The sequence below is a fragment of the Sphingobium psychrophilum genome, from assembly GCF_012927105.1.
Taxonomy (GTDB): domain Bacteria; phylum Pseudomonadota; class Alphaproteobacteria; order Sphingomonadales; family Sphingomonadaceae; genus Sphingobium; species Sphingobium psychrophilum.
Map to the genome: position 1 here is coordinate 1 of NZ_JABBFV010000040.1, position 15,409 is coordinate 15,409.

Here is a 15,409-nt window from a genome sequence, read left to right on the forward strand (position 1 = left end):
ACTTTGAACAGACCATCGCATCGGCAACTGCGTGGCTGTTCATAGCTTCCATCCAGCTATTCGCGCGTCGCATCGCAAGACTATGAAATTTCATCGGATAATTATGAATCAGGCTCTGAGACGTGAGTGCCTATAAATCGGTCAGATGGACGACCTTGTCAACGGGCGTACGCGCTGCGCTGGCGGTAGGCCAAGTCGTTGTTCTAGCGCGGATTCTCTCTCCGGCATCGTTCGGTATCCAGGCCTTGGCATTGACCGTAATTAATTCGATGATCCTGTTTACGGACTTCGGCCTTGGCAACGCGGTAATTCAACACAGAGACATTTCGGATAGGGCGCTTTCGAGTCTGTTTTGGCTCAACGTATTGATGGGGATTGTTTTAGGCGCGGCGCTGTTCTTCCTTTCTCCGGCGATTGCACATTTCTATCGCAAAGACGAACTTGGACCGGTTCTTAGTACCCTTAGCTTCGCCTTTGTTATATTGTCGCTCGGGCAACAGGCTAAGGCGCTTGCCGAAAAGGATCTTCGGTTTGACTCACTGGCACGCATTGAAATTCTAGCAAATGCATGCGGCGTGCTAGTTGCGATCCTGTGCGCCCTGAGCGGCGCGGAAGTCTTTTCGCTTGTACTTGGCTATCTGGCTACGGTTACGATTTCCTCAATAGGCTATCTTCGGATCAAGGGATGGAGGGCATCGCTTCTGCCGCTGATTGAGTTTCGCGAAATCACCTATCTCATGCACTTTGGCGGCCGCGCCGTCATCGTCAGTCTATTCAACCTGATTGGCGCCCAGGCCGATACTATTGTGATGGGCCGGTTCTTCAATACGACCACCGTAGGTCTTTACACTCAGCCTAGAGAACTCACCTTCAGGGCAATGATGACAATCAACCCGATCGTGACACGCATCGGCTTTCCGTTAATCGCCCGGGCGCAAGGCAACAAAGTCGAGCTGTCGAGAATATATCTCAACACAATATTATTCACCTCATCAGTGAACATACCGCTCTTTGGATTTGTATTCCTGTTTGCCAGGCAGTGCACGGCTGTCTTTTTGGGACCAGCTTGGTCGGCTTCTGTCCCCTACATGCAGGCCATTGCCATCTGGTGCATGTTCCGCTCGATTGGAAACCCGATGGGAAGCCTGTTGCTGGGCACCGGACGCGTAAACCGGGCAATGCTATCCTCCCTCTTCGTTACGATCGCTGTCGTCATTTCAGCAGTTCTTGCTGCACAATATCTGGGCGCTGCAGCGATAGCCTATGTATTGGCAATTCTGTATGTGATTCTGGTTCCGACATTTTGGGTCGCGCATGTGAAAGTAATTACCGGTTTGCGGTTTGTCCAATATCACATGACACTCGTGCGTCCATTTATAAGTACTCTGATCGCAGGTATGACGGCTTTTCCCATGTCCATGATAATACATAATCACTATTTGTCGCTTTTGGCGGGCGGGTTCGTTTTTTTTCCGATCTATTTCCTTGTGAGCTTTATCGTGAATAAGGAGTGGGTTATTTCCCTTCTAAAAATGTTACGTATGAGTGCCGTTCTTCCCAGAATTGTAAAATAAGTATCGCTGGCGATCGGCAAGCCATTGTCATTTTGCGTGGGGGGACGAGCCGACCGCTTCGCAAATCAAATGCAGGCTGGATCCTTGTTCAAGATGGACGCAGAGGCCAATTTTTATAAATTGTACTCTACGATATGGATAGACCAATCGTATGAATAGTAGAAAAATTCCGCCTGTACTTAGTTATGCTAGGTGGTGGCTTGCACTTATATTCTTTGTGTTGCTTGCTTACAGTTTTAATCCTTTTCCAAGTGATGCTGAAATATATTCTTTGCAAAGGGGTCATGGGAGCATGGCGCGTACAATAGGTAACTATTGTCGAGTTGCACTGTATTGTTGCGCCGCTATTTTTGCGATTATCGACATTGCCTATCGAAGCAATATTTATGTATCTGACATTATCCGTGGCAAATGGATTTTATCCATTTTAGCTTATGTATTTCTAGGCTGCCTCTGGAGTCCCGTTCCCATAGATGCACTTGAAAACTCGCTAGCTATGTTAGCAATTATCGTAACCATATTTGTGCTAACAAGTGAAATGCGCACAGCCGAAGATCATGTTATTTTTCTTTATTGGGTGATATTTTCCTGCCTATTTACTTCTCTTGCTGGTGTAGAATTTCTGCCCATGCGTGCCATCCACCAAGCTGCTTATGACCTAAACGTTGACGATCTCCAGTCGAGCGTAGAGTTGATAGGGGATTGGCGAGGCGGATTCATACACAAAAACTACGCAGCAGGTTTCCTGATGATGGCGCTACCCATTTTATTCACTTCAAAATTTCGAGGAGTGTTTGGATTGGTTTCAGGGATATATTTGGTCGGAACGTCCGTTTTTCTTCATTTCGCGGATTCCTTTACGTCAGTTATTGCATCTGTTATCGGCATTCCGCTAGCTTTGGTCTTGTATCGCCTGTCCAGATCGACTAGCGGTCCGTTGATCGGTTGGCTGATTATGGCTATTATGGTAATATTTCCGATTTTCAGTGTTTACGTGATCGAACCCTATACTGGTGCGACCATCAGCGATCGGACGCTAATCTGGGATGCCAATCTTAAACTCGGCCTTACGCATCCTTTTTTCGGTGCTGGTACGCAAGGCGTATATTCCGGCTTGGCAGGGCTGGAGAACTTCACGACTAACGAATTTGTCGCACGTGTTGGATCACATTCGCACAACGGGTTCATGGAGACGTTCGGACAGCTTGGCCTTGTAGGGGTGCTGCTAGTGATGGCAATGTTGGTCAATGCAATAGCTGCTGTCTTTCGACTAGTGTCGATGAGGCCAAGGACAGAAGCAATATGGGGCGCACGCGCACTTTTGCTTTGCCTGTTTTGCGCGCTTATTCGCGCTTGCGTTGAGCCTGATTTTATCGACAAGCGGCTCCATTGGTTTGTCATTATTTTTATAGTGATCGCAATTCAGCGTGCGCTGGGAGAAGCTATCAATTCGAGCTTGCTTCCCCAGTCAGAAAGTGGGGATCGAGATCTTAATGAACCCTGAAGGTGGCATCGCACTGAGGTGGTGCCGCCTTGTTATCCCAACCTGCATTGATCATGACCCATATGCCCATTTGCGGCGTCCGATCGTCATGATGCGCCAGGGCTGATCGATCAGCTGGACACCTCGAAGAACCGTTGGATTTGGGCGTAGGCTCGATGGTGCGGATTGAGGCGGCATGGCAGGAGTGATGTTGCGGCGTATTTGTCGGTGATTTCGATATTGCCGGTGCCGCATGGGTCGGGTTTACCTTCGGTGGCCATTGGCTCACATCAAGCAGGCGCAGTTCGCCCTTCGAGCCAGGCAAGGCGCTGGAAGTTATAGGCCAAGTTGGCCATGCCGATCTTGATGGTAGCGCGGGCGCTGCCGATGGTGCGCACGACCAGCCCCATCCGGTGCTTTTGCCCGGCGAACACATGCTCGACCTGGGCGCGGATCTTGGACCGCCGGGTATTGGCCTTGGCGATCCGCTCAGGCAACGGTCGCCGCGGCTTGCGCCTCTGGTGAATGTGGCTGGTGAACATGCCACTGGCCAGGAATGCCTCGTTCTTCCTGGATCGATAGGCGGTATCAGCCCAGACACCGGAGGCAGTGTTGTCCTTGCTGATCAGAACCGGCAGCCGTGCGCCGTCATGGGCATTGGCGGCGCTGGCATCCCAGGTGCGGATCAGCCCATGGGTTTTGTCGATGCCGATATGATTCTTGTACCCGAACATCGGGATGGCCAGATCAACCGGCTTGGCCGCCCTTAGGGTCGGCGCCCTCCCTCTGACCTTGGCCTTGCTGTACTTGATCGACCAGCGCGCATCCCAGTCCTTCTGCCGGGTCTTGGCCGGCTTCCAGTCCTCCGGCACGCATCCCTCCTTGATCTCTGCTTTCTCCGCTTGGGTATTGCGCTGTTTGGGTGCCGGCACGACCGTGGCGTCGATGATCTGCCCGCCCATGGCGAGATAGCCCCGGTCCTTAAGCGCGGCATCAAAGCGCGCGAACAGCCGGTCGATCGCTCTGGCCTGTACGAGGCGCTCCCGAAACAGCCAGACCGTCGTGGCATCCGGCACAGTGCCATCGAGTCCAAGGCCCAGAAACCGTTGGAATGACAACCGGTCCTTGATCTGAAACTCGGTTGCCTCGTCCGACAACGAATAGAGCGCCTGCGACACCAGGATCTTGAACATCAACACCGGGTCGAACGGCGGGCGCCCGCCTTTGCTCCGAACACTGCGTCGCAAGGCCGTCATCAATGGTCCACGGAAAACCTCGAAATCCACAACAGCCGACAATCGCTCCAGTGGATCACCCGTCGCGCTCAGCGCATCGTACCGGTCCGAAAGATCGAAGAAACCCGGCTGACTTGCCATCATCGCCTCCAACATATCGTCGGCGAAGTGAATCAAATCTGCCTGTCAAACGCCAGAGTTTTCGAGGTGTCCATCTTCTTCAACTCCCGCCCCACGGTTTCCGTCAAGGATACGCCAAACTCGCCATGGAGCCGCCGCGCCAGGTCGATCAGCCGCCAGCGCACAACCCCATGGATCGCCGGGATCGGATCACTTTCAACGATCTTCGCAAGGGCCTGGCGCTGGGCATCATTCAACAAGGGGAGTTTTCCCGTCGACAAGACCGCCGGGCCCCTGGGCATTGAACCGCACCACCCAGTCGCGAACGATCTGCAGCGTCACTCCGCCGATACGCGCGGCATCGCTGCGGCTGCCGCCATCATAAACTTCCGCCAAAGCCCGCAGTCGCTGTCCCTGGTTCGCGCTCCTTGTCGCACGCGCCAGTCGTCTCAAGCCCCGCACGTCAAAGTCATCCCGCAATCCGATCGCTGCACCCATGGCAATGCCCTCCAACCGGCAGCCATAAATTCAGAAATTCGGCGTCTTGGGAATCTCCTGGTGAGTCAGCATCATCGGAGGTTGGTATTACATCACAAGTTCGTCCCTCATCGTTCTCTTCTGACCCAGGCCATGTTCCTTTTTGGGGTCAAGCGGGATTCGCCTCGTACCCGCGATTAAATGATAGAAGGAGTAAGGGTTGGTCGTGAGATAGCGCCATCCAAGCCTTTTGGGTTCCTTGATCGTCCGGAAAAGCCATTCGAGTCCCAAATTCTGCATCCATTGGGGCGCCCGGGGGGGCATCCCCGGCCAGAAAGGCATAGAGGCCACCACACGTCTTGATCCAGCCGACACCGTTTAGGCGGTGTCGGTTACGCACCGACCATTGCTCCTGCAAGGGCTTGCCCAGACCGATCCAGAGAATATCGGGCTTAGCGGCACGGATCTGCGCGCAGATATCCTCTTCATCTTCGGTCCGGAAATAACCTGATCGCCGCCCGGCAATGATCAGATCAGGATACATTTCCTGCAAAGCGAGGGTCGCGGCCTCATTCTGCTTCTCACTGCCTCCGAACATAAAAAAGGAAAGCTTGTTTGCTACTGCGGCCTGTGAGGCATCATGGATGAAATCGGTCGTAGCGATGCGCTCGGGCAGGGGAGCCTTGGTCAGGCGACTGGCGAATACGATGGATTGGCCATCGGCGTGAATCCAGTCTGCTTCGCACATTGTGGCACGAAATCCGGGCTCTTGGGCTGCTAGCGCTACGCCTTGGCCATTGGAAGAAAATACCAGGGACGGAAGCCAGGCATCCCCGGACAGCCGGGCGGTCTTGCAATCTTTCACCATGATATTGGCCAGACCTTGTCGGGTCAGGCAAATGGTGGGAAGTCCGCCGATGCATATAAGTACGGGAGCTTTTCCATCCTCAAGGCGCTGGTCCATCATCAATCCCAATCCTGTCGATCGATCCCATACTTCCGGGGCATTTGTCTTTGGTTCATTCTAGCCTTCTATTTATGCTTTTTCTTGCGGTTTAAGACAGTGCTGACCAGCTTTTGATAGATGCCTCCGGCCAGCGCCACCTGAAGAAAGACGCGGGCAGCGTGCTTGGGCGCATAGGCTCCAGCCGCCGCCGAGCGCGCGAACAGTGATACGCCCTTGGCCAGCTTGCCTCCCTCGGCATAGGCTTTGGCCGACCGCCAGCCCATGAAACCGCGATAAGCGCGATCTGTGAGCAAATGCCGATTCTCACGCGCCCATCTTTCCCTAACCTCGCCCCGTGATCCGGACGATATCCGCTTTCCTGTCTGGACATCGTCCCAAACCGCGTCGGCCTTTGCCGAAAAAAGAAAGGGATGGCCGGCATGCGCCAAGCGCAGCGCATAATCGACATCTTGACCATAGGGAAGCCAATCGAGATACCGGATTTCCTTAGCGATCCAAGCAGGCACCACCAAGGTGCTGGTCTGAACAAAACCCATGTCGCAGCACAAATATTCAGACATTGCTTCTCCGACCTTGGGCGCGCGCGGCGGCTTGATGAATGTGTTGCCGCATCCACGGTCAGCGATCACCTGCGCGAAGTAGATAGCCGGCTTGTCACTTAGCGCAGCGACCGCCGACTCGAGGTGGTGCGGCAGGAAACAGTCGTCCGAATCGAGAAACGCAATGTATCGTCCTCGCGATTCCTCTATGCCGCGATTCCGCGCAACATTTGCACCGGCATTTTCCTGCCGAAAAAAACGAATACGCGGATCACCAATATTGCGAATCACTGTTTCGCAATCGTCCTTCGACCCGTCATCGATAGCAATGATTTCAAAGTCTTGGTACGTCTGCGACAAAACTGAATTGATAGTGGCACGGATTCGATCCACGCGATTGTAGATGGGTATGACGACCGAGAAGCTGGGTAAATGATGCATGGCCATCGGCGTCAAAGCCAGCCAGCCATCTTGATGATATCTATTGGCGCACCGAACAGCGCGGTGTCCTCCCCGACAATGAAGGCACATTCGTGCATTGTCGCTAATGCACCCGGTAGGCGATGAAGCCGGTAATTTTCCGACAGCGAGTGCGAGAAATAGGTGTCAATATCGGCCAGCATGCCGTTGGCCCTTGCGACGACAGGTGCGGAAATCTGACTGCCTACCGCTGCGGTACGGACAATGTTCACAATGTCGAAATCGAGGCAGTAGGGTGTGCCTTCCATGAAAGGACGATGCCGGAAAAATTCTTTGACCGAAGCATCGTATAGCGCCTGCTGTGCGACGTAATCGATATTCTCGACATGGTTGAGCCAGAGAATATGCACAACACCGCCCAGATCCCCGAGAATCGGGTCATGACGCAAGGCATAAAAACGGTGAAAAATTTTCTGGAGAAGTCGTGAACGGTAAAGCCGGATAAGGCCTGTTTTTTTGTCCAGCAAATTGTTAGTGTTGGCCAGGACCTCAAGGCCAAGTTTGCGAGCTGCGCTCGCCTCTGCAAGCGAGGAGCGCCCAACAGATAGCAAAATGGAGGGTACACCTCCTAGCCAATGGCTAACTCTCCAGTTATGGTGGCTAAGCCAAGCTGGAAAACGCGGCGTCTTAGTTGACATGGTAACAATAGATTCAGGTTTAAATGGTCTATTGTCGATAGCTTTTTGGTATAAATTCCCAAAACCTTCATTTTCAAGAAGATTGAGAGTTCCAAGCGCATAGGCTGTATTATGCACTGTTAGTTTTTTTCTATCGGCATCGCATTCCCAGCCAGACAGCGCTGTATCCGCAAGAATGTTAGCGAAAAGAACTGGAGACCTCGGATCAATTAAATTCATTATTCCTAAAAGATAAAATGAATAAACTATATCACACAGAGACTCTATCTTTATTTCTGGAGAAATATTTGCTTTCGTCCAAAAACTATAGGAAGCAGAATTGTGAGTGTTAAGATAATAGAGAATCGCCTTCTTGGATTGTGTTAAGACACTATTCTTTGCTTGATCTTTAGATCGAACGTGACTTGATTCCATGCTCACTCTACTTGCTTCGAGATGTAACAAATATTCAGGTAGCCAGCTTAGATAAGCGCCAATATGCCGCAATGCAACAATTAAGAGTCCGTTCAGCATACTTACAAAAGGGCGGTGACGTGATCGCTGATGTTATCAGTCAGAGGTAGATATCCGACTCTTTCATGATGGTTGGTTGATGTGATGGCAACGTGTCTGGGGCATGCGGCAGCAACGTGAAGCAGCGTTTCGTTTAGGGTGGAAGATGCCGCCTCGTGAATGGACGATGGCAAAGGCGCAATTCGCCGTCATCTTCGGCGAACGCTTCATCTGAACCGCCCGGAGGCTATTTGGTTTGGGTCATGCAACCATATCGAGGGTCTCAAGGGCTACATAGTAGTTGGCCTCGGCCTCGGCGGGCGGGATGTATACGATGGGGCCGAACAGGCGATGGTTGTTGAACCAGTCGACTCAGCGCAGGGTGGCCATTTCCACCGCCGATGCGGTTGGCCATGATCGTTGCCGCCAGATGACTTCCGCCTTGTAGAGTCCGTTGATCGTCTCGGCCAAGGCGTTGTCATAACTGTCGCCGACGCTGCCGACCGATGGCACCAGCTTGGCTTCGGCCAGGCGCTGGGTGTAGTTCATGGCGAGGTATTGCACACCACGGTCGCTGTGGTGGATCAGGCCGTCCTCAGGCCCGGGCCTGCGGGGATGGATTGCCTGTTTCAGGGCATCCAGGACGAAGCTGGCGGTGGCCGAGGTGCGGACTTTCCAGCCAACGATCCGCCGGGCATAGGCGTCGATCACGAAGGCCACGTACACAAAGCCTGCCCTGTCGTCGGTCGTGCAATTCTCCGCAAAAGTGGGCTTTGAAAATTCCCTGTTGGTGGCCCCTTTCATCTCATTCTGCCGGGGCTAGCCCCGGCAGAATGAGATGAGCCGACATTGTCCTCATCTCCTTTGCAGACGCGGAGACGGGGCCGATGATCCGACTTGGAGAATTGATGATGATCCTCGAACTACATCGGCAGGGTGTATCGATATCCGCCATTGCCCGACGCACTGGTCGCGACCCCAAGACCATCCGAAAATATATCGAACGGGGCGTCGAGGTCCCGGTTTACGGCCCGCGCATGCTGGGTCGACCGAACAAACTGGCACCCTATCTGGAATTTTTGCGTGAGCGGGTGACGGCCTTTCCCGATCTGACGGCGGCGCGTCTGACGCGGGAAATCCGTGAGCTGGGATATATGGGCGCTTATACCGCAGTAAAGCGGTTCCTGGCAGCGATCCGACCGGAAAACGGCCCCAAGCCCTTCGAGGTTCGGTTCGAGACGCCGTCTGGCGTGCAGGCACAGGTCGACTTTGCCCGGTTCGTCGTCGAATTTACCGATGAGCCCGGCGTCAGCCGGATCGTCTGGCTGTTTAGCCTGGTGCTGGGACATTCGCGCTTCCTGTTTGCGCGCTACGTCATGCACCAGGATCTCCAAACTCTGTTGCGCTGTCATATGCAGGCCTTTGAAGCGCTCGGTGGCATCCCGATCGAGATCCTCTACGATCGCATGAAAACCGCCGTGACCGGGGAAGATGATCAGGGCCATATCATCTACAATCGATCATTGCTCGCTCTGGCGGGGCATTACCGCTTCGTGCCACGCGCCTGCCGTCCCTATCGGGCCAAGACCAAGGGAAAGGTCGAGCGTCCGTTCAGCTATATCCGTAAGGACTTCTTCCTGGGCCGGAGCTTCCGCAATCTGGACGATCTCAATGTCCAGCTGATCGACTGGCTCGATACCGTCGCCAACGTCCGTGTCCACGGCACGACGCAGCGGATTATTGCTGAAGCCTTCGCCGCTGAGCAGCCTGAGTTGCAACTGCTCCCGGCGGGTCGCTTTGACGCTGTTCTGAAGCTGGAGCGCCGCGTCAGCCACGATGGGATGGTCTCTGTCGGCGGCAATTATTACAGCGTTCCCGATCGCACCCGGCGTGTCGTCGAAATCCAGCAGTTGCCCGACAAGATCCGGATCGTAGACCTGGGCCAGGTCATTGCCGAGCACCCGGTTCTTGAGGGGTGACGGCAGTACAGGATCGATCCTGCGCATCGGACAGGCAGCAGCGGCGCCAAGCGCCGTATCCATGGCAAAGAGGTAATCGCCATCGGTCGTATAGGCGATCGCGCGAAGCTGCGGCACGGAGGCAGACATGATCGAACGCGCTTGGGAGAAGAAGATCGAGCCGCTCACCGTGCGTATATCGACCGCTGTTCGGATCACTGGCCTCAGTCGGTCCCGGATCTATGAACTCATCCAGTCCGGAGACCTTGAAACAACAAAAGTCGGGCGAGCCACCTTGGTGCAGTATCGAAGCCTGAAGCTGCTGACGGACAATGCCGGTCCCGTCACTGAGGGACCGCCCTAGAGCCGCCTGGGAAGTTGCATCCCTGGCTGTTGGAAGACCACAATGCCGAACAGGGGCGCACAGGCAAGGACGGCGCGCACGGCGCAGTTTAGCGCACCCCAGTTCCGTCAATTGGGGAGAATGACCGTTATAAAGGGGGGATCTTCATGCCCGCCATGTCGATCATTTCCATCACTTTGAAGCTTCGATCGACCGGGCGCAAAATCTCTCGTCCATGAGAGCATGCCGAATGCCGCGCTGTGAACCTGTCATGCAAGGCAGCGGTGTTTTGGACATAGGAGCTTTGGTCCGCTCTGGACGGACCTATGGCCTATTCCCGACAATGCCCTCTTAAAGGTAACTGGCCGGCGCGACCGGCGACGGAACCAGGGGGACGGGCCGCCCGCCGCATCAGCGTAGTTGACTATCCTTGCTGCCCCGGCGGTTGATCGCGCCGAAGGCTACATGCGCGCGGTCGCGTTCGCTCTGACAAGCAACGCAAGTGCGCGCACCCGGCAGCGCCTCGCGACGCTTCTGGGGGATTTCTTCACCGCACACCTCGCAGTCATCGAGGCTTTCGCCACTCGGCAGGCGACTGCGCGCCGCATCGAGAGCATCCTTTATGCTGTCGTCTATCTGCTCCTGAACGGCGCCATCGGGCGCCCAGCCATTGGCCATGCGTGGTCTCGTTTGTCGCTGTGGAATTGCTTCCCCGATATGGGGGGCGGCACGCGAACTTCCAAGTGCGGGAGAGCGGTGCCAGGACAGTGCAATGCCAGCAAAGGTGAAGGAATAGGGCCGGACTATCAACTCGTCCGGACCATCTCGCCGACGCTGACCGACGCCAGCCCCAGCCAGGTGGCCATCCGGTCCAGTTCGATCGTCAGCCGTTCCACCGTTTCGGGCGGAGCGTTGGGTTCGAGCGCGATGCGGTGTGCGCGCAACCCGCCAGCCTGGCAGCAGTCGCGCGAACAGGGCGTTGATGTCGCGATCATAGCCATAGCCGGTGACGGTCGTGGTGTCGGGATAAAGCCCGAGCAGGTCGAGCGCGATTCGCCGTTTGCTATCGAACGCTGTTTCCGATGCGCAGGTCTCGACGCTCTCGCTGATCGCGTCGGTCGCGCCACTCTGGGATACCACATCCACCCGCCACAGGCTGCTACCGCTGATCGTATGGGCGAGCATCAATCGCAGGGCGATGGTCGGCGCAGTCGCCACCTTCGCCCGCACGGCGGCATGCCGATGCAAATCGACATAGCTGGCCAAGGGGGCGCCGAGTTCGGGACGGATCGGCTTTTCCAGCACGTCGCCCTGTTCCAGACGCCGTGCTTCCGTCTGGCTGATATAGCCCTCATGGACCGCGACGTCGCCGCCATGGCCGACCGCGATATAAACGCGGCCGCCTTTCTTCTTCGGGCAATGGACATGCTCCCAATGATGGAAGGTCTCGCCCCGGTGCACGAAAAGGACATCGGTCCATCCGGCCTCGCGATAGTCCTCCGCCAATGCGGCGATTGCGTCCTCCTGTGCCCGTCAGAACTGGCCTGCATCGGCAAAATAGCTGTCTTCGCCGAACAGGTCGGTGAGGATCTCGCCAGTATAGAGGGACAGTTCGAACAGCGCCTTGCTGGTGGCGATGGCGTGATCGCCCATCAGCCAGCTTTTGATCGCGTGCCCGGTCGGGGTGTAGCTCTTGCCATCGTCCGGCAGGGCCAACCATTCGCGCTGCCTTGGCCGGGACGAGGCATGACCATGGCCAGCGAGTCTGATAACAGGGCTGGATGAATTATAGCACGGGCCCATATCCGTTCATCGCCAGGGGCGCGAGCGCGGAACTGTTCGATATTGGCGAGGGGCGGGCGCTCAAGCTGTTCGGCGACAGCGTGTCGGACGAGATGATCGCGCGCGAGGCCGAGGTATCCATCCATGCCGGTGCCTGCGGCGTGCCGACCGCAGCGGCGATCGGGCAGCAGGCATGGGAAGGCCGGCGGGGCATCATTTATCCCCGGCTTGAAGGTTCGACGCTGATGGACTGGATACGGCGCAACCCGATGCGGGCGGGCTGGGCGCTGGACCGGATGGGTGAAATCCAGGCCGCCATGCACAGGGCCGGTGAGGGTCGAGCAGGGGGCGGGACGCTGCGATCGCTCAAGCAGGTGCTGACCACCGATATCGCTTATGGTCCTGCATCCGACGCGCTGCAACGGGTAGCCATCGCCTATCTGGAGACGTTACCGGACGGTGACGCATTGACCCATGGCGACTTTCATCTGGGCAATGTCATGATGACGCCGCAGGGGATGATGGTGATCGACTGGTCGAAGGCGGCGACTGGCCATCCTGCGGCAGACGCCGTGCGATCCGAAATGTTGATGCGCTTTGGCATTGGGCCGAGCGACTGGGTGACGAACCTTTGGCGGGACTGGGCGGCGGGGCGGTTGCGCAAAAGCTATCTGGGGTCGAGCGAGGTAACGGCGCAGGAGATGGACCAGTGGCGGCCCGTCGTCGCACTGGCCTGGTTGCGCGCACGCGACGCAGGGCGGACGCCCGCCTTCATCCGCTGTCTGGACAAGGCATTACGCAGGAGCGGGATTGGCAGCCTGCGCCCCGCATGAAGATCAATCCGACCCGAACAGATCCCGCGTAAAGACCTTGTCCGCCACATCCTTGATATCTGCTGTCATGCGGTTGGCGATGATGATGTCGCATTCCTGCTTGAAGGCGCCAAGATCGCGCACAATCCGCGATCCGAAAAATGCGCCCTCCTGCATCGCGGGTTCGTAGATCACTACCTCGATGCCCTTGGCCTTGATCCGCTTCATAATGCCCTGGATCGAGGATTGGCGGAAATTGTCGGATCCTGCCTTCATCACTAGGCGGAAGACGCCGACCTTCTTGGGGCGCTTTGCGATGATCTGGTCGGCCAGGAAATCCTTGCGCGTGTGGTTGGCCTCGACGATCGCGCGGATCAGGTTCTGTGGCACTTCGGAATAGTTGGCGAGTAGCTGTTTGGTATCCTTGGGCAGGCAATAGCCGCCATAGCCGAAGCTGGGATTATTATAATGCGACCCGATGCGCGGGTCGAGGCCGACGCCCGTGATGATCTGGCGCGGGTCCATGGCATGGGCGATGGCGTAGCTGTCCAGTTCGTTGAAGAAGGCGACACGCATGGCAAGATAGGTGTTGGCGAACAGCTTGATCGCTTCGGCTTCGCTGGGGTCGGTGAAGAGGATTTCCACATCCTTCTTCACCGCGCCTTGCAACAGCAGGTCGGCAAAGATGCGCGCCCGGTCCGACCGTTCGCCAACGATGATGCGGGAGGGGTGGAGATTATCCTGCAACGCCTGGCCTTCGCGCAGGAATTCCGGACTGAAGATTACCTGATCTGTCGCCAGGCGGCGGCGGACATCTTCCACGAACCCGACCGGCACCGTGGATTTGATGACGATGGTGGCGGTGGGATTGGCCGCCTTCGCAGTCTGGATCACCGTTTCGACGGAGGAGGTGTCGAACTTGTTGCTGCCGACGTCGTAATTGGTGGGCGTTGCGACGATCACATAGTCGGCACCGATCAGTGCCTGTTGCGGGTCGAGCGTTGCGGTAAGATCGAGGGGGCGGGTGGCGAGAAACGATTCCAGCTCAGCGTCTACGATCGGTGACTTGCGCGCGTTGAGCATGTCGACGCGATCAGGCGTGATGTCGACCGCGACCACTTCATTATGCTGGGCCAGCAATACGGCATTGGACAGGCCGACATAGCCAAGTCCGAAAACGGCGATCTTCATTCTTCCTTGTCCCCCGCACTGCGTCAAAGTGATGTTGATCTGCCCCCGACGAGACATCCATCATCCCACTTCATCCGCTCTGCGTCGGACGCGATCGACTTGCAACCGTTCATCACGTGAGAAACAAGCGCAATGTCTCCCTCTCTTGGCCAAACATGTGATAACGGACATCCCTTATCACATATGATTGTAATTCGGTCCGTTTTACATGCTACCATCCCTCAACCTGTCTTCGCTGACCCTGCCACCGATCGTCGCGGAGGCACCGCCGCATGTTCACATGCGCTTTCTAGAATTTTTCGCGGCGAATATCCGCAACCCGCATACGCGGCGCGCCTATGCGAAGGCGGCGCGCGATTTCCTGAGTTGGTGCTTTGGTCATGGCGTGCGCAACTTGAGCGACATCGCGTCCATCCATGTCGCCGCGTGGATCGAGACTTTGGGGCAGGCGATCGCCCCCCCGCCAGCTTGCGCGAGCCGCGCATAGCGCGCGGGACGCCTGTGATGGAAGCCGTAGAGGCACGCGCGCTATTGGATGCGATCAACATTTCAACGCCGGCTGGGTTGCGTAACCAGGCGCTCATCGGACTCATGATCTACAGCTTCGCTCGCGTAAGGGCGGCGCTGGCGATCAAGCGGGAGGACGTGTTCGTGCAAGGCGGCAACTATGGCTGCGACTACATGAGAATTGGGGCAAGCGCCATGAAATGCCTGCCATCATGTTTTCGATGATTATCTGCTCTCTTACATAGAGGTATGTGCGCTGCACGAGGGAGAGGTGGCCGCTGTTCCGCACCATCGATCGCGGTCGTCGGACGCTCAGCTGTCGCCCGCAGCATTGCAGGTGTTGATAGACGGGGCCAATAGATCGACAAGTACGCTATTTGAAGCGCAGTATAAGTAGCAAGATCGGTGCCGGCACCACCCTCCAGCGCATCTCCACCTACACCGCCTTCGAGAGAGTCGGCAGGTCGCCATTGGCCACGCGCGAGCTTCATAGGGATTGGCTCGCCTGCGCGCTGCGGTTCTTAGCGTGTCCAAAATACTGACCTGCCCCGGGTTTGCTGGAGGCTCTAACTTCTGAATAAGTAGAACCGAAATGAGCAAGACGACGAACAAGTTTGCACCCGATGTCCGAGCACGGGCGGTGCGGATGTTGCAGGATAACGAAGCCGATCATCCGTCCCGCTGGGCGGTGTCAACGGCGGTCAGATTCCAGGCCATCGGGGCGGAGTAAAAGTAGGCCACTGTGATGCGGGCCTGACGATATGAAGAGGGCCCCGATCGGGGCCCTCTTCATATCGTTGTCGTCATTGAT

The 15,409-nt window shown here is 56.2% G+C and carries 15 protein-coding genes and 3 pseudogenes; 7 read left to right on the forward strand and 11 right to left on the reverse strand.

Annotated elements, in window-relative coordinates:
* Nucleotides 1-122: 122 nt before the first annotated feature.
* Nucleotides 123-1,574, forward strand: coding sequence for an MOP flippase family protein (locus tag HHL08_RS24290; RefSeq protein ID WP_169575456.1), 1,452 nt, complete (start codon nt 123-125; stop codon nt 1,572-1,574).
* 292 nt (nt 1,575-1,866) lie between these two features.
* Entirely contained in the window at nt 1,867-3,078 is a 1,212-nt protein-coding gene (locus HHL08_RS24295; protein ID WP_169575457.1) for an O-antigen ligase family protein, read from the forward strand.
* 269 nt (nt 3,079-3,347) lie between these two features.
* On the opposite strand, the gene HHL08_RS24300 is transcribed toward HHL08_RS24295, so the two are convergent.
* From HHL08_RS24300 to HHL08_RS24330, 8 genes and pseudogenes are all read right to left on the reverse strand, one after another.
* Complete coding sequence (locus HHL08_RS24300; RefSeq protein WP_169575466.1) at nt 3,348-4,433, reverse strand: IS5 family transposase; 1,086 nt, start codon at nt 4,431-4,433, stop codon at nt 3,348-3,350.
* A 32-nt stretch (nt 4,434-4,465) separates the two neighbouring features.
* Nucleotides 4,466-4,672: a hypothetical protein gene (locus tag HHL08_RS24305; RefSeq protein ID WP_169575458.1), complete on the reverse strand. Its 207-nt coding sequence runs from the start codon at nt 4,670-4,672 to the stop codon at nt 4,466-4,468.
* Nucleotides 4,662-4,910, reverse strand: coding sequence for a helix-turn-helix domain-containing protein (locus HHL08_RS24310; RefSeq protein WP_169575459.1), 249 nt, complete (start codon nt 4,908-4,910; stop codon nt 4,662-4,664). Before HHL08_RS24310 ends, HHL08_RS24305 begins: the two co-directional genes overlap by 11 nt.
* 87 nt (nt 4,911-4,997) lie before the next feature.
* Nucleotides 4,998-5,231 carry a WecB/TagA/CpsF family glycosyltransferase gene (locus tag HHL08_RS26360; RefSeq protein ID WP_408021806.1) on the reverse strand — a complete coding sequence of 78 codons (234 nt, stop codon included), beginning with the start codon at nt 5,229-5,231 and terminating at the stop codon, nt 4,998-5,000.
* Nucleotides 5,221-5,856: pseudogene (locus HHL08_RS24315) on the reverse strand (WecB/TagA/CpsF family glycosyltransferase); the annotation flags it as partial. The pseudogene HHL08_RS24315 and the gene HHL08_RS26360, both read right to left, overlap by 11 nt.
* A 65-nt stretch (nt 5,857-5,921) precedes the next feature.
* On the reverse strand, nt 5,922-6,842 hold the full coding sequence (locus tag HHL08_RS24320; protein ID WP_169575460.1) for a glycosyltransferase family 2 protein: 921 nt from the start codon (nt 6,840-6,842) through the stop codon (nt 5,922-5,924).
* A 5-nt stretch (nt 6,843-6,847) separates the two neighbouring features.
* Nucleotides 6,848-8,026, reverse strand: coding sequence for a hypothetical protein (locus HHL08_RS24325; RefSeq protein ID WP_169575461.1), 1,179 nt, complete (start codon nt 8,024-8,026; stop codon nt 6,848-6,850).
* A 240-nt stretch (nt 8,027-8,266) separates the two neighbouring features.
* Nucleotides 8,267-8,737 (reverse strand): annotated as a pseudogene (locus HHL08_RS24330) (DDE-type integrase/transposase/recombinase); the annotation flags it as partial.
* A 155-nt stretch (nt 8,738-8,892) separates the two neighbouring features.
* Here HHL08_RS24330 and istA point away from each other — a divergent pair.
* Both istA and HHL08_RS24340 read left to right on the forward strand, forming a co-directional pair.
* Nucleotides 8,893-9,981 (forward strand): annotated as a pseudogene (gene istA, locus HHL08_RS24335) (IS21 family transposase); the annotation flags it as partial.
* A 130-nt stretch (nt 9,982-10,111) separates the two neighbouring features.
* Nucleotides 10,112-10,327 carry a MerR family transcriptional regulator gene (locus HHL08_RS24340; RefSeq protein ID WP_169575462.1) on the forward strand — a complete coding sequence of 72 codons (216 nt, stop codon included), beginning with the start codon at nt 10,112-10,114 and terminating at the stop codon, nt 10,325-10,327.
* A 390-nt stretch (nt 10,328-10,717) separates the two neighbouring features.
* Here HHL08_RS24340 and HHL08_RS24345 read toward each other — a convergent pair whose 3' ends face one another.
* Both HHL08_RS24345 and HHL08_RS24350 read right to left on the reverse strand, forming a co-directional pair.
* Nucleotides 10,718-10,984: a DksA/TraR family C4-type zinc finger protein gene (locus tag HHL08_RS24345; protein WP_169575467.1), complete on the reverse strand. Its 267-nt coding sequence runs from the start codon at nt 10,982-10,984 to the stop codon at nt 10,718-10,720.
* 855 nt (nt 10,985-11,839) lie between these two features.
* Nucleotides 11,840-12,022, reverse strand: coding sequence for a hypothetical protein (locus tag HHL08_RS24350; RefSeq protein WP_169575463.1), 183 nt, complete (start codon nt 12,020-12,022; stop codon nt 11,840-11,842).
* Between the two features lie 65 nt (nt 12,023-12,087).
* On the opposite strand from HHL08_RS24350, the gene HHL08_RS24355 reads away from it, so the two are divergent.
* The gene (locus tag HHL08_RS24355) at nt 12,088-12,921 is read left to right on the forward strand and encodes a phosphotransferase family protein (RefSeq protein WP_169575464.1); all 834 of its coding nucleotides are present in this window, start codon (nt 12,088-12,090) and stop codon (nt 12,919-12,921) included.
* A gap of 3 nt (nt 12,922-12,924) precedes the next feature.
* Here the strand turns inward: HHL08_RS24355 and HHL08_RS24360 are convergent, their stop codons facing one another.
* The gene (locus HHL08_RS24360) at nt 12,925-14,091 is read right to left on the reverse strand and encodes a nucleotide sugar dehydrogenase (RefSeq protein WP_169575465.1); all 1,167 of its coding nucleotides are present in this window, start codon (nt 14,089-14,091) and stop codon (nt 12,925-12,927) included.
* A gap of 208 nt (nt 14,092-14,299) precedes the next feature.
* On the opposite strand from HHL08_RS24360, the gene HHL08_RS25420 reads away from it, so the two are divergent.
* A complete protein-coding gene (locus HHL08_RS25420) occupies nt 14,300-14,578 on the forward strand; it encodes a site-specific integrase (RefSeq protein ID WP_206378081.1) in 279 nt (92 codons plus the stop codon).
* A 17-nt stretch (nt 14,579-14,595) separates the two neighbouring features.
* The gene (locus HHL08_RS25425) at nt 14,596-14,823 is read left to right on the forward strand and encodes a site-specific integrase (protein ID WP_206378082.1); all 228 of its coding nucleotides are present in this window, start codon (nt 14,596-14,598) and stop codon (nt 14,821-14,823) included.
* Nucleotides 14,824-15,409: the final 586 nt, after the last annotated feature.

Excerpts from the sequence above, each read along its gene's own strand:
- HHL08_RS24295 (WP_169575457.1), top strand. The coding sequence starts at position 1,867 with ATGGCGCGTACAATAGGTAACTATTGTCGAGTTGCACTGTATTGTTGC.
- HHL08_RS24300 (WP_169575466.1), bottom strand. The coding sequence starts at position 4,433 with ATGGCAAGTCAGCCGGGTTTCTTCGATCTTTCGGACCGGTACGATGCG.
- HHL08_RS24310 (WP_169575459.1), bottom strand. The coding sequence starts at position 4,910 with ATGGGTGCAGCGATCGGATTGCGGGATGACTTTGACGTGCGGGGCTTG.
- HHL08_RS26360 (WP_408021806.1), bottom strand. The coding sequence starts at position 5,231 with ATGCCTTTCTGGCCGGGGATGCCCCCCCGGGCGCCCCAATGGATGCAG.
- HHL08_RS24320 (WP_169575460.1), bottom strand. The coding sequence starts at position 6,842 with ATGGCCATGCATCATTTACCCAGCTTCTCGGTCGTCATACCCATCTAC.
- HHL08_RS24325 (WP_169575461.1), bottom strand. The coding sequence starts at position 8,026 with ATGCTGAACGGACTCTTAATTGTTGCATTGCGGCATATTGGCGCTTAT.
- HHL08_RS24340 (WP_169575462.1), top strand. The coding sequence starts at position 10,112 with ATGATCGAACGCGCTTGGGAGAAGAAGATCGAGCCGCTCACCGTGCGT.
- HHL08_RS24345 (WP_169575467.1), bottom strand. The coding sequence starts at position 10,984 with ATGGCCAATGGCTGGGCGCCCGATGGCGCCGTTCAGGAGCAGATAGAC.
- HHL08_RS24355 (WP_169575464.1), top strand. The coding sequence starts at position 12,088 with ATGAATTATAGCACGGGCCCATATCCGTTCATCGCCAGGGGCGCGAGC.
- HHL08_RS24360 (WP_169575465.1), bottom strand. The coding sequence starts at position 14,091 with ATGAAGATCGCCGTTTTCGGACTTGGCTATGTCGGCCTGTCCAATGCC.
- HHL08_RS25420 (WP_206378081.1), top strand. The coding sequence starts at position 14,300 with ATGCTACCATCCCTCAACCTGTCTTCGCTGACCCTGCCACCGATCGTC.
- HHL08_RS25425 (WP_206378082.1), top strand. The coding sequence starts at position 14,596 with ATGGAAGCCGTAGAGGCACGCGCGCTATTGGATGCGATCAACATTTCA.